Genomic DNA, 12586 nt, shown 5'->3' on the forward strand with positions numbered 1-12586 from the left:
GGAAACGAACGACGCCGGGACCGATGTGCTCACTATTGCGCTCGGCGGCGAGGCAGACCGTCGCGGTCCGCCTCGCCGCCGAGTTGGTGCCTAAGAGGTCGTGGGCAATGCCACGAGGGCGTACGAATCGCCGCCGAGGCCAGCCCCGACCGAGGTGACGTAGAGCACGCCATCGTGCCAGAACGGCCACGCACCGGCGCCCATGTTCGTGTGCACCTCTTTCGGATACTCGACGACTGTCGTCATCGCGCCATCCTTGGGGTTGAACTCCACCAGCTTCGTCCTGTTCGCGGCGTCGGTGACGTACGCCAACAGACGCTCGCTACCCGTGTCCCTCAGCGGAATGTACTCAATGGTGCTTGAAGCCGGCGCCTTCCACAGTTCCTTGCCGCTGTCCAAATCGTAGGCAACCAGCGTCTTCGACTCACCCTTGGCGACTTCCTGCTCGGCCACCCCCATGAGGAGGATGTTCCCGACGCCCGCGACCTGACGCATCGGGCTTCCGTTCTCCTCCGGGAAGACGTAGTACTTCTCCGTCATCCCCGGGAACGTACCGCGCCGCTCACCGGACTTCTCATCGAGCGCGAACACTCCCTTAGCCTCCCCGCTGAGGACGAGCGGGGAAGTAGAAAGAGCGACCTCTGCTTCGTCCTCGCCAAATCGCTTCGTCCACTCCGCTTTTCCGGTGGCCGGGTCGACGAGCGACGCTTCGGTCCATGACTTCCCGGTGAACGCGTCTCCCTCGAGGCACGCTGTCGTGCGGATCAGATTCTTGCCGCCGGTGTACGTGCCCGTGTTACAGCCGCTCGGCACCACCTTCTTCACGTCCCAGGCATTGGTGCCGTCAGCCGCCTTCAGCGCCACCTGCTCCCGGTCGGTAGTGATCACGACTGTCTCGCCGGTACGAGCTACCGCCAGGTGTGTTCCCGAGTTGAACTCGTCCTTCACCTTGAAGCCCCGGTGCCACAACTCCTTGCCGGAGTTGAGGTCGTACGCAGCAACGTGGTCGCACTTGCCGTGGGCTCCCCCCATGCCCGAGGTGCCATAAGCAACAACGCCGATCCCGCCGTCAGAGACGGAGGGGGCGACGCAGGCTTGGTTACCCGCGCCAGGCAGCGGCGTGGCCCACAACTTCTCTCCGCTGTCACGGTCGTAGGCCTTCACACCACCGGACAAGGTCTGAATCACAGCCTTGTCGGTGAACCAGGTGCCGTCCACCTCTTGCTCACCCAAGCCCCATTCCGACTTCGACGGGATACTCCACGAAGGCTCGGTGGCCGAGCCCGCCAACACGTACCACGCGGCCCCTCCGGCCCCACCGAGCACGACGAGTGAGACAACGAGCAGCATGATCAGCCCGGTCTTCTTCTTCCGCTGCTGCGCAGGCGGAACGGGCGCTCCGGGAAACTGCTGTGGATGGCCGTAACCCGGCTGGGGAGCCATCGGATATTGCGGGGGCACCGACTGCTGGGGATATCCGTAGCCGGGTTGTCCCGGCGGTGTCGCGGGTGGCTGTTGTGGATAGCCGTACCCCTGCGGCGGTAGGTATCCCTGCTGGGGTGGGACGGGAGGCTGCTGCGGCGGAGAGGGCTGCTGCCCATAGGGACCGATACCCGGCACAGGTCCGTTGGCGCTCATCGGCTGTTGCTCCTGACGTACTGGGCCCACGCGATCTCGAATTCACTCTCGTTCATGCCCACTGCCTTCTGCAGCTGCTGATCGAGGTTCGTGGGCTGCCGGTAGTGGTCTACGACAAACTCGAAGAGCGCTTCCTCGCCACCCTTCTCCGCGATGAAACGCATGGCCAGATAGCTGAGTGCGTAGTTCGCGCCAACCGAGCTTCCCATTTCGAAGTCCTGGCCAGGCAACTGACCATCGAACTCCTGGTCCGCCAGATCGCTACGCACTCCCGCGTCACCTAGAGCTTTGTCAAACCTGTAGGCAACATACTCTGCGAACCCCTCAACAACCCATGCCCGAATGCTCGTTTTCTCATTGCTGCCGTATGCGCCAGGATCCTGCGGCTGAACAAGAGCATGCGCGATTTCATGCCGGGAGATTTCTCCGACCCCCCTCTGCCACGCGGATGAAATGAATCGGCTCGTCGAGGTGTCCATCTTGACACGCGCGCCGCCGTATTCGAGCTCGTCCTTGTCACCGCTGTAACCAACGTTGAAGGCGGGCATGGGCACGCTCTGCCCAGCATCCCACCCCACGTCACGACCGTCATTGTTGTACAGCTTTGTGTACGTCTCGCGGTCCGGCTCGAGTACGACGAGGAAGCCTTCAGGCGTGTTGGGAACCGACGACGTATTCGATCCCCACAGTGATAGATCCTTCTTCGCACTCTCCTCGACGATGGGCGCGAAACGGTTGGCGTCCGCAGCGTTCTTCTTGGCCGAGATCGTGACGGTGTGCGCCTGACGCTTGACGTACATGTCGTCGTAGAGGTCCCAAGGGGCCGGATAGTAGACCGCGTTGGCCATGGCGCTCGCGCCCGGAGATCCCCCTACCTCACTGATCCGTGGCGCGGCCGACTCGGACTGCTTCTCGACCGTCCACCGATACCACTCGGAGACCGGCCGAACATCAACGCCCTTGATCTGGTGAACGAAGGCGACATCCAGCGTGAGTTTCACCTCGGAGCCCCACTCATCCGAGCCGTCGCCCGTCTGCTTGAGGACCATGTACTTGCTCTCTGCGAAGGGAATTTTCCGCAGATTCTTGAAGATCTCGCGCTGCTTTTCCTTTGCCTCGCCGACGAAGGGCTTCAGGAACTCGTCTTCGTCTCCGCTCTTCAGGGCGTTCGTGCGGCCGTTGAGCAACGTCTTGATCTCATCCGAGCTCAAGATCTGCTGTTCATCGTCGCCGCCGTCCTGGGCACCGGGCAGCGAACCCCCACCAACAGCCTTGGACAGAGCCAGCCCGCCGACTGCGAGGACGGCCACCACAGCCAGGACGAGCAGACCAATGACGACGCGCTTCAGCCCCTTGCCCTCACCCGAGTTGTCAGGCGGTGGCGGCGGTGGCGGATACCACCCGTGCTGCTGGACCGGTGCCCCGTACGGGCCGGCATTCCCCGGCGGCCCTCCTGGTGGCATCGAATAAGACATGGCTACCTCTCAGCGGTCATTCTGATGAGGGGCACGATGCGGTACGGCCACACGCGGCAGAGGACGGGTGACTCACCCAGGCCTCAATAGGCGACGCGTGCAAGCTCATTGAGCGGCAGTCACACTGCCGACTCACCCTCCCCTTAAGTCACACAACACCCTATGACCTTCGCGAACGCGGCCGTACCTGCTGTCATGGCGCTTCTGTGCAGAAGCTGTGATCAGACGTTGCAAAGTGGCGCGCGCTACGGAGCGGGCCTCACCAGATCGCGCACTTCTCCCTGCGACGCGCTGCATAACACCACCGCGCACGCGCGCCTCCTGGTGGAGGAGAAGGGGGCGCCTACGTGCTGGTGGTCAAGGTCAACCAGCCGGCCCTGTTCATGGTGCTGCGTGCGCCGCCCTGGCAGGAGCCCACCGTGCGGTTCTACGAGCGCAGGAGGGGACGCGGCGACGGGAGACCGATGGGCGCACGGGCTGACCGCCACCGATCTAGGCCTGAGGTTTCCTCACCCGGTGCAGGCGTCGGATGCACCGGTGGCGCTGCGACGACTCACCGATTACGCACATCAGCCGCCCACCAAGATATTCGGCTCCTTCTCCAACAGCCTGGAGATACCTGCCTGTTCGGCAAGGGCCCTGCGCTGCTGGTCAGCCTGGGCGCGCTCCTGCTCGTACTTGTCCCAGTCTGCGGGCTGTACGAAGAGCATGTCGTTGCCCCCCGGCACGATCATGACTCCGCCGAAGGCCGGATCACCGGCGAACCAGGCTCCGCTCTCCTCGGCCTTCTTTGGCCAGCGGCGCACCGTCGAGGCGTTGATCGCACGCAGATAAGGGGCGCCGTGCTGTCCGCGCACCGACAGCCGGACGGTGTGCACATCGCCGAGGTACTTCCACTCGGATCCCTTCCTGGACACCCGGGTGCGGTACTCCAGGGGGTATGTGCGCAGGACCTTCTCGCACACCCCGAGCCGCGCCCCGTGACGAAGCCGGAGCACCAGGAAGATCAGCACAAAAAGGGCGGCTGGGATACCGAACGCGGGCAGGGCGGCGTCCCATCCGAGAAGGTGCGCCACGAACGGCACGGCGAACAGGACCATGGCGAGCGCGAGGCGCGTGGCGATGTGCCGGTACAGCAGCGTGCGGTTGTATTTGAGCACCTGCGCAACGTCGGGCGCCACGGGCGGATTGTCCATGAGGTGGTTCCGTCCTTATCCGAAGTCGTCGCGCATGGCCGCCTCGGCCGAGTCCGCTCGCGGATTGTCAGCTGCCGGCGCCGACTTTGTCGGGTCGGTGAACGTCAGGGTACGGGCAACCCCGAGAAGGATGTCCCGGTACACGTCCGCGAGATGGAGAGCGGGTGTGACCAGCTGGACCACGATGATGTCGGGCGTGCCGGAGCCGGTGACCGCCACGGTGCCCTGCCACACGTCCCCGTGCAGGGGCCCTTCGGGACTGTCGGGGTCCCTGCCCGGCGAGACGGTACGCTTTGTCTCTTCCGCGAGGTAGCCGAGGCCGCATGGCAGTTCAAGCGGGCGCACCCCGGAGCCCGGGTCGTCGGCGGCTGTCCCCGCGAGACCGGCGATCACCAACTTCGCATTGTGGCCGGGCGTCGGGACAGTGGAGATCGTGAGGGTGGACGTCACGATGGTGCCGTCGTCGTCCGGGTGGTAACCCACCGCGCACATGTGCACGTTCTGCGCATTGAGCGCGGTGACCATGCCCGCATAGAACTGCAGAACTTGCGAGGCCTGCGCCCGCTGTTCTGCGGGCAGTGTGTTCAGCTCTCGGACCAGTTCCTCGATGCGCTCGCGCGGCGGATCGAGGTCCAACTTCGCGTAACCGTGCGGAATGCCGTACCAGAAGACGGGTTTGGCAGCAGCGCTTGCGGCAGAGCCCGAGGGGGCGGCGGTCGTAGTCATGCTTCGTTCACCTCTCGGTTCGGCTAACTTGCCGCCAGGAGCGACCGTACGATGTCCTGCCCGGCCCAGGCTCCGGCTCCTGCCTTGGTGACTTCCGCTACGTTGCCCGCCGTGCCCTCCTCAGGCATGAAGTTCGCGGCGACATTGAGGCCGTTCACACTGATATCGGTCATGAGTTTGGCCGAGCCTGCAGCGCTCTCTCCTGCTGCCTGCCAGGCCTCGTCCACGGCGGTTCTCGGGGCCGTGCGCAGCACGTGGCCGATTTCCCGCACGAACTCGGTGCCGACCTCGCGGCTCGTGACCCTGACGCCCATCTCCGCGGCATCGGCGAGCCCTCCGCGGATGCCGCGGGCCGCCGAGCTCAGCGCCCTGCCGCCGGGCACCATGCCGACGGCGTCGCCGCCGACGGAGGCCCAGGCGGAGAAGGTGTCCATGTTCCAGCCAAACTTGTCGCCCCAAGGAAAGAACGCGTCCCGAAACTCTGGGTCGGAGAAGTTGCTGGCCATGGATACCGCGCTGGCGGCAATCGCGATACCGGCGAACAGCGGCGCAAGCGGCGTCGGAAAGAGCGCAAGCAGGCCGGCAATGGCTCCGATGGTTCCTGCCTGCTCCGCCAGGAAATCGCGGACCGACTTGAGGACATCGCCGATCTTGTCCCAGAAGCCGGGCTCGTCGGGAGCCTTCTTCGCCGAGCCGTCCAGGGCCTTGGCGACGATCTCGGCCTCGTCGGTGTGCTCGGCCTCCAGCTCCTTGACCTTGAGGTTGAGCAACTCGTACTCGTTGTTGGCCTTGGTGAGCGCCATGCCCGCCTCGTTCAACTCCCCCTCGGCGGAGCGCAGCCGCGCGGTCGCGGCGTCGGCCTCCTCCTGCGAGGGGAAGGTCTGGCCCGCGAGCTTCAGGTCGGGGTGCTGGGCGGCCTGGTCGTAGGCGGTCTTGGCCTGGTCGGCCGCGGCCTGCTTCTCAGCCGCCTCGGCGTCGTACTTCTTCGCCAGCTCCCGGTTGGAGGTCAGGTGACCTTCCCACTTGTGCAGTTGGGTCGCGGCGGTACGCAGGGAGGAGGCGGCGTCCTTGATGTACTTCGGCAGGTCGCCCTCAAGGGACTCGCGGAACTTCTCAGCCGCGTCCCCCTGCCAGTAGCTGCTCTCGCCGGTGAGCTTCGTCAACTGCCGGTGCGTGTTCTCCAGCGCCGTCGCGGCCGCGGCTACCTTCTGCTGCAGCTTCGTGACCTCGGCGGGTATGCCTGGTACGGGGTTCCAGCCGATGTTGGGGTACGGGTTCGCGGCCATTACTTACCGCCCCCGTCGCCACCCGAGGTGCTCTGGTCCGCGATCTGCTTGAGGGCCTTCTCCAAGGCTTCCTCAACTTCTTCGTAGCCCTTCTTGTTGGACTTCACGCCCTCTTTGATCGCGTCGATCATTTCCTTGGTCTTGTCGGCCCCGTACTTCCACTCCTCCTGGAACTTGTCACAGGCCTCGTCAAGCCGGGCGGTGCCGATCTGGTCGGCACGCACGTGGTCGAGGGCGGACCGCGCCTCGTTCAGCTCGTCGACGCATCTCTCCAGATTCGTCAGGAACTGTTCGAGTTGCCCGATGTCCGTCTTGAAGTATTCCCCCATGGGCCGGTTTCTCTCCCCGTTCGGCTCTGGACGCATCAGGCCCAGGCGACACAACTGATCACCTAAACCTCCTCGGCACCATACATGCGCTGACCAGGCTCCCGCCCCGAGTCCCCGTGCCCCCGCGGCTCTGCGGAAAACCGCCACAGGAGCCCCACGGGATCGTCGCCTGCCTGTGACATGTCCGCGCCCGGTATGCCGTCAGGACGTCTTGCATTGAGCTGGCTTGTAGTGGCCTGGGGTCATCGGGCACGTCACGCCGAAGCGATTCGAAGCGTTGGTCGTCGTGATCGCGGCGATCAGGTGGCGCAGTTGCGGCTCGGTGAAGTGTGATTCCTCTTTGTCGGGCTGCTCGTGGTGGTGGTGGTGTTCGCGGTGCGCTAACCGAGGCGTCGATCTCCACCGTGATCACCATGCCCGCCCTGGAAGGGGTGCCCAGCCAGGACGTCTACCAGTGCAATCTCTACATCCCGGGCCCCCTCAGGTACGCAGCTGGGGGCCTTGACCTTGAACAGCACGGCTGCGGACTCCCGGAAGTATTACCGCGACATGATGGAATGCATCGGGCACACCGTGTCCTTCGACGATCCGCTGCCGGAGATCGAGCGCGCGGCAACACGGCCGACGGGACGGGCGGCGTCGCGGACGACATCGCCTCCCACTTCAGCTGACCCGGGATAGACGAATGGCCATGAACTTGAACGAGCAGGGCTTCGACGGCCCGGTGGCGTGGGACACACCGGGCACCCGCCGTGCTCTCCTCCGTTGGACTGCACGACACCTGGCCAAGTCGCTCGGGTGGGTGGCGCTTTGGTGGGGCGCGCTGTACCTCACGGTCCTTCTGCCCGTGGCGGCAGCGGTTCCCATGGCGCTGGTCCTTTTCGTGATCACGCTCCTCACGTGGCTGGCCTTCGGCCGACTGAGCAGGCGGCGGCGCATGCGGCGCATCCTCACCACCTATCCCTGGCGTCAGCAATCCGGAGCCGTCCGGATCACCGGGGGCAAAGAGGCGCTCTTCGTGCTACCCGACCCCGACAGCCCCGAGAAGACGGTGTCGCTGAAGGTGGCCGCCGGGCTGTTCCGGAGCTGGAGCCGCGAGGCCCAGAAGGACTACGACGACGAACTCTGGTACGCCGGTGACCCGCGCTTCGCCTGCGTGGTTGCCAAGTCCGGCCCGGCGTACCTGAGTTGTCTCACCCAGCCCACCGCCTACAACCCCCGCACCTCTCCCCGCCGCAAAGGCCTCAGCCCTGAAGCCCGCCGCCGCGCCCGGGCCATCGGGGCGCGCGTGGCCGACTGAAGCGTACCCCGGGCTCAGCGGACGTTCGGGATCCCGCGAGCCCGTCCGTTCCTGCGGATCTGTCCTCGACGTCCATGCACTGCGCCCGGGTGCTGCAGCGTACGGTCGGTTACCGCACGTGGTTGAGGAAAGCGCTCCACGCGTGGTGGCTGAAGGCGAGTACAGGGCCGGCCGGACGCTTGCTGTCGCGTATGGGGACTATGCAGGGGACCCCGTCCGCGACCTCGACACACTCGTTGTTGCCGCCGCTGTATGTGCTGCTACGCCATCGCGCGCCTGACAGTTCGGGCGTGCTGTGGCGTGCGTTCTTCATGGTCCGTACTCCTTGGCCCTGCGGTGGATGAGGGTACGGGACTCCACCGGGGAGAGCGCGGATGTGCGCGCGGCATCGAACAGATCGCGGTATCGCGCGACCTCCGCCTCTCGCTCAAGCCACGTGGAGCCGGTCGGGTTGTCCGCCAACACCACGTCCAGCGCTCCCTCTTCGGGAAAGCCCAGCACCACGTACGGGCCGAACATACTCGCATGAGCGCCACGGGAGAACGGCAGCACCTGGATGGTCACGTTGGGACGCTCCGAAGCGCCCAGAAGATGCTGTAGCTGTGCCTTCATCACCTGTGGCCCCCCGACGTGCTGAAGTAGGGCGGCCTCCGACACAACCGCCCATAGGTGCAGAGGCGAGTCGCCGGTCAGTCGCTGCTGACGAGCCAAGCGCACCTGCACGAACTTCTCGATCTCGTCCCCGGTCTCCCATTGCCGTGATGCCACCGTCACGGCCCGGATGTACTCCGGGATCTGGAGCAGGCCGGGGACAAGTTGGGCCTGAAAGGTTCGGATGGACTCCGCCATGGTCTCCAGGGCGATGTAGTCGCGATATGTGTCAGCGAGTACGGAGCTGTACTGGTTCCACCATCCCTGCCTGCGTCGCCGGTTGGCCTTGCGGGCCAGTGCGGTCAGCCGCTCACGGTGCTCGGCGTCCGACACCTGGTAGGCCTGCAGCATGGCCATCAAGTCGGGAAGTCGAACCGCCACTCGCCCGTTCTCGATACGGCTGATCTTGCCCTTGGTGCAGTCGAGAGCATCGGCTGCCTGGATGGTCGTCAGTCCCGCATCTTCTCGCAACCGGCGCAACTCGTCCCCGAGTTGGCGACCGAGGACGGTCGAGGGGTTTGGGGTGGCGCTATTAGCAAGCATGCCAACACCTCTAGCAGAGCGAGAGGTGTAGCGAAACGCACGTAATCCGAAAGAGGGAAAATCGACATCATCCCTATTGGAAACGTTGCAGATTCGCCTGGTGCGCATCCATCCTGCTGGTCATGGATGCCGGCTCCCACCGCCTAACTGGCTTCCGCTGTACGGGATCCCGGTCGAGCGTCGACTCCTTAGGGGGCTGCCATGGCCGCACCGAAGCAAGTCTCTTTCCGGCTATCGCGCCATCGTGGCAGCGTTCCCAGGGCGCGGGCCTTGCTCTGCGCGATGCTGGGAGACTGGCACATCGATCAAGAAGTCCTCGACACTGCAGAGCTGGTCCTGTCAGAACTGGTAACCAACGCCCTGCGGGCGCGGGCCCCACATGACCGGCAAATCGGCGTGCACATTGCACGCTTGGAGGAGGACGGGCTGCTGCGACTGGAGGTGAGCGACGCCGGGGAAGGCCGGCCCGTACTGCGGCGCCCCAGCGAGCACGAGGTCGGCGGCCGCGGACTGCTGCTGGTGGAGGCGCTGACCCACCGCTGGGGCGTGCAGGAACGCGAGGGCGGCATCGGGAAGACGGTGTGGGCCGAGCTGAAGGCCCCGGACATCGCGGCTGTCCCGGTGGAGAGGGAGGTCGCGGCCGTTACGCTTCACGCCGGCGATCAGGTCAAACTGCGGGGAGCGTGGCGAACAGTCCGCAGTGTCCAGGGTGAGCAGTCTGCCTCGGGCGGGTTCGTCATGGTGCTGCGGCTGGACGACTGCCCCGCGGTGCGGGTGGACGCCGCCGAGCCGCTGATCGTACGGAATACAGGGTGACACTGTCAGTGCGGCTCCGCGGGAAACGGTGCAACGTGAGATGGCCGAGCGGCTCCCGCGACTTGTACGGGAGTGCCGCTGTCGACTCTCGCCCCGTCCTGGCAAGTTGCGACGCAATGCTGCCAGGGATACGACTTCAGCGCGCTGTCCAACGAATTCATCCACAGCAGTCGCTTAGCCGGGCCAACCGGGAGAAAGGCACCGGGGATCAACAGGAACGCAGCAGTTCCTTCCAGAAGCTGCGAGTCCGTCTCGACCACCTTGGCCACCACCAGCAGAGCGAACCACGTTCCTACCCTGCAAAGGAGGCTGATGAGTACTCTCCGGCGGACGCGCGCATATGTACGTCGCGTCGCCGGGTCGTCAAACGCACATTTACTCAAAGGAACGGGGATAGCTGTCTTCACGTCCGCCATTCCTGGAGATTGGGATCACGATCAGCACTCGAGTCGATGGTGCAGTGTATTCGTCCTGCAATCCCCAACCGTCCCGCTCCGAGTTCCTCGCCGCTCCAGGACGATGCGTCACTGACAACGGGTGACCGGCGCCCGGGAACGTCAGAACGCCTCACCCCTGGCTGACCACCGTCCGAACGTCAAGGGTCCTACGGTGATGTATCCGTGCGAGGCGATTTCGCGAGAGCAGACGATACGACGCACTTCAATCGCCCGCGTCAGAAGCAAATGAAATACCTACTGGCCCTGGTAAGGGGGTTGCTGGGCGTAGGGATTCGGGTACCGGGGCGGCTGTCCCGGAGGAGTGGGGTGTCCCTGATGGGGAGTTGAGGGGTGCGTTGGGTAAACCGGCTGCTGGGGCGGGTAACCCATATTCTGGGGATAAGTTCCGCCGCCAGGGTTGCCGGTACCGGAGTTGCGGCGGCTGCGGATTACAGCGACGGCGACGGCGATTACGACTCCAAGGCCGATAATGCCAACCGCAAGGGCAATGGCGCCCATTTGAGGACGATCCCTTCTGTTCTTGGCAACCGGGTCACTGCAAAATCGATGGGTTGGGCTGTGGCGAGGCATGTTCCGGACAGGCCGGGACCTGGCCCGGCGCAGCATCCGGATAGGGCTGCGGCTGACCCGTGCCCATGACCACTACTGCCTGGACGGCCTCAGCCTCTGCCGCGCTGGCTGTGGCCCATCCCGATGACATTGCGAGCACCATCACGAGCACGAGGGCCTTGATGACCAACCCCGCCACCACTGCTGAACGGGTGAGCCTCGCTCAGCGCCCACGCCTGCTCCGGACTCTTAATGCCCTTGGTGCGGGGGCTGTTGGGCGTAGGGGTTGGGGTACTGCGGGGACTGTCCTGGAGGCGTGGGGTACCCCTGGTTGGGAGCTGCGTTGGGGTACGGCTGATAGCCCGTCGGGGGCTGGGGCGGGTAGCCCGTGCCCTGCGGGGGGACTCCGCCGCCGGAGCCGGGGCCGCCGCTGCCGCGGTTGCGTCGGCTGCGGATTACCGCGACGAGGATGGCGATGACGACCACGGCGGCTGCGATGCCGGCGATGAGGAGGATGCTGCCCGAGGAGGACTTCTTCTTTTTCTTGGCCAGGTTCGTGCTGTCGTTGTCCCCAGAGGCGGTGCCGGAATTCGTGGACGTGGACGGCGAGGCTTGGGCGAGGGGGCCCTGCTTAGGGCCAGCCGGGATGTCCATCGTCAGCGCCGAACCGGGGCGCGCGATCCCGTAGCCGAGTTCCTTGTCCGGGGCCGTCTTGCCTTCGTTGTTCAGGAAGGACGCCGACTTGACCAGGCGGTTGATGATCTGGCCTGCGGTTAGGTCGGGGTACTTGGAGCGGAGGAGGGCGACGATGGCGGAAACGTAGGCGGTGGAGCCAGAAGTTCCGTTGGCTACCACATAACCGCTGCGGCTAGTCGGATCAGCCTGCGGGGTTTCCACGCCGGGTGCTGCAACGGTGACATTCCCCGTATTTGACTTAGACCAGAAATTGAGGTTCTTGTCCACAGCCGAAACAGCCACCACTCCCGGGAGAGCGGCCGGGTAGCTAACGGTCCCTGAGTCATTGCCCGCACCCGCCACAACTACAGCATCATTCGCCTGCGCATATTCAATTGCCTTGGCGACACCTGAACCAGGATAGGCCGAAGATCCGGCGAATGATAGGTTGATCACCGAAGCGCCCTGATCTACCGCGTAGCGAATTCCATCAGCGATTTCCCCGACATTCAGATTGTTCTTAGTTCCGCCGGTTCGCACGGGCAGAATCTTAGCCTTCGGCGCGAGGCCCATAACCCCGGAGGAATTATTCGCCCCATGGCCATGCCCAGCGATGAGGCTAGCCATGCCCGTGCCGTGCCCGTCATTATCTTCGTGAGGATTTCCTGCGCTGGTGAAGTCCTTACCTGGCAGTACCTGTCCGATGAGATCCGGATGGCTGGCATCTACACCTGAGTCGATTACAGCTACGGTGACACCCGCCCCTTCGGAGGTCTGCCAAACCTTTTTCGCGTCGTACACGGTCAGCGGCCACTGAGCATCTCTGACTTGATCTGCCGACGCCACTGGGGCTGAAGTGAGGAGCAAGGCTCCCGTCAACGCCACGACGCCTGTCGTGGACCAGACTCGCTTGAAACCCAATTCCTTGCTCCTCACTCAACTAT

The 12586-nt window shown here is 64.7% G+C and carries 11 protein-coding genes; 2 read left to right on the forward strand and 9 right to left on the reverse strand.

Going from position 1 to position 12586, the window contains the following annotated elements:
• Positions 1–90: 90 nt before the first annotated feature.
• From ACWD4J_RS34010 to ACWD4J_RS34035, 6 genes are all read right to left on the reverse strand, one after another.
• Positions 91–1350: an outer membrane protein assembly factor BamB family protein gene (locus tag ACWD4J_RS34010; RefSeq protein ID WP_451399346.1), complete on the reverse strand. Its 1260-nt coding sequence runs from the start codon at positions 1348–1350 to the stop codon at positions 91–93.
• Positions 1351–1634: 284 nt separating this feature from the next.
• Positions 1635–3113: a hypothetical protein gene (locus ACWD4J_RS34015; RefSeq protein ID WP_451399347.1), complete on the reverse strand. Its 1479-nt coding sequence runs from the start codon at positions 3111–3113 to the stop codon at positions 1635–1637.
• 569 nt (positions 3114–3682) lie between these two features.
• Positions 3683–4294, reverse strand: a complete 612-nt coding sequence (locus tag ACWD4J_RS34020) for a hypothetical protein (RefSeq protein ID WP_451399348.1) — start codon at positions 4292–4294, stop codon at positions 3683–3685.
• A gap of 30 nt (positions 4295–4324) precedes the next feature.
• Positions 4325–5035, reverse strand: a complete 711-nt coding sequence (locus ACWD4J_RS34025) for a hypothetical protein (RefSeq protein WP_451399349.1) — start codon at positions 5033–5035, stop codon at positions 4325–4327.
• 23 nt (positions 5036–5058) lie between these two features.
• The gene (locus ACWD4J_RS34030; protein ID WP_451399350.1) at positions 5059–6321 is read right to left on the reverse strand and encodes a hypothetical protein; all 1263 of its coding nucleotides are present in this window, start codon (positions 6319–6321) and stop codon (positions 5059–5061) included.
• Positions 6321–6650, reverse strand: coding sequence for a hypothetical protein (locus tag ACWD4J_RS34035; protein ID WP_451399351.1), 330 nt, complete (start codon positions 6648–6650; stop codon positions 6321–6323). The genes ACWD4J_RS34030 and ACWD4J_RS34035 overlap by 1 nt, the downstream gene beginning before the upstream one ends.
• Positions 6651–7341: 691 nt before the next feature.
• On the opposite strand from ACWD4J_RS34035, the gene ACWD4J_RS34040 reads away from it, so the two are divergent.
• Positions 7342–7950, forward strand: a complete 609-nt coding sequence (locus ACWD4J_RS34040; protein ID WP_451399352.1) for a hypothetical protein — start codon at positions 7342–7344, stop codon at positions 7948–7950.
• A gap of 109 nt (positions 7951–8059) precedes the next feature.
• Here the strand turns inward: ACWD4J_RS34040 and ACWD4J_RS34045 are convergent, their stop codons facing one another.
• Both ACWD4J_RS34045 and ACWD4J_RS34050 read right to left on the reverse strand, forming a co-directional pair.
• Positions 8060–8263: a DUF397 domain-containing protein gene (locus tag ACWD4J_RS34045; RefSeq protein ID WP_451399353.1), complete on the reverse strand. Its 204-nt coding sequence runs from the start codon at positions 8261–8263 to the stop codon at positions 8060–8062.
• Positions 8260–9144 (reverse strand): helix-turn-helix domain-containing protein, encoded by an 885-nt coding sequence (locus ACWD4J_RS34050; protein ID WP_451399389.1) that lies wholly within the window; start codon positions 9142–9144, stop codon positions 8260–8262. The genes ACWD4J_RS34045 and ACWD4J_RS34050 overlap by 4 nt, the downstream gene beginning before the upstream one ends.
• A gap of 201 nt (positions 9145–9345) precedes the next feature.
• Between ACWD4J_RS34050 and ACWD4J_RS34055 the strand changes: the two genes are divergently transcribed.
• Positions 9346–9960 carry an ATP-binding protein gene (locus tag ACWD4J_RS34055; protein WP_451399354.1) on the forward strand — a complete coding sequence of 205 codons (615 nt, stop codon included), beginning with the start codon at positions 9346–9348 and terminating at the stop codon, positions 9958–9960.
• A 1256-nt stretch (positions 9961–11216) separates the two neighbouring features.
• Here the strand turns inward: ACWD4J_RS34055 and ACWD4J_RS34060 are convergent.
• Positions 11217–12578: a S8 family serine peptidase gene (locus tag ACWD4J_RS34060; protein WP_451399355.1), complete on the reverse strand. Its 1362-nt coding sequence runs from the start codon at positions 12576–12578 to the stop codon at positions 11217–11219.
• Between the last annotated feature and the right edge of the window lie 8 nt (positions 12579–12586).

This window comes from Streptomyces sp. NPDC002577, from assembly GCF_053594815.1.

Bases quoted from the DNA above. Each gene is read 5' to 3' on its own strand.
- ACWD4J_RS34025 (WP_451399349.1), bottom strand. From the start codon at position 5,035: ATGACTACGACCGCCGCCCCCTCGGGCTCTGCCGCAAGCGCTGCTGCC.
- ACWD4J_RS34055 (WP_451399354.1), top strand. From the start codon at position 9,346: ATGGCCGCACCGAAGCAAGTCTCTTTCCGGCTATCGCGCCATCGTGGC.
- ACWD4J_RS34015 (WP_451399347.1), bottom strand. From the start codon at position 3,113: ATGTCTTATTCGATGCCACCAGGAGGGCCGCCGGGGAATGCCGGCCCG.
- ACWD4J_RS34045 (WP_451399353.1), bottom strand. From the start codon at position 8,263: ATGAAGAACGCACGCCACAGCACGCCCGAACTGTCAGGCGCGCGATGG.
- ACWD4J_RS34030 (WP_451399350.1), bottom strand. From the start codon at position 6,321: ATGGCCGCGAACCCGTACCCCAACATCGGCTGGAACCCCGTACCAGGC.
- ACWD4J_RS34010 (WP_451399346.1), bottom strand. From the start codon at position 1,350: ATGCTGCTCGTTGTCTCACTCGTCGTGCTCGGTGGGGCCGGAGGGGCC.
- ACWD4J_RS34035 (WP_451399351.1), bottom strand. From the start codon at position 6,650: ATGGGGGAATACTTCAAGACGGACATCGGGCAACTCGAACAGTTCCTG.
- ACWD4J_RS34050 (WP_451399389.1), bottom strand. From the start codon at position 9,144: ATGCTTGCTAATAGCGCCACCCCAAACCCCTCGACCGTCCTCGGTCGC.
- ACWD4J_RS34040 (WP_451399352.1), top strand. From the start codon at position 7,342: ATGAACTTGAACGAGCAGGGCTTCGACGGCCCGGTGGCGTGGGACACA.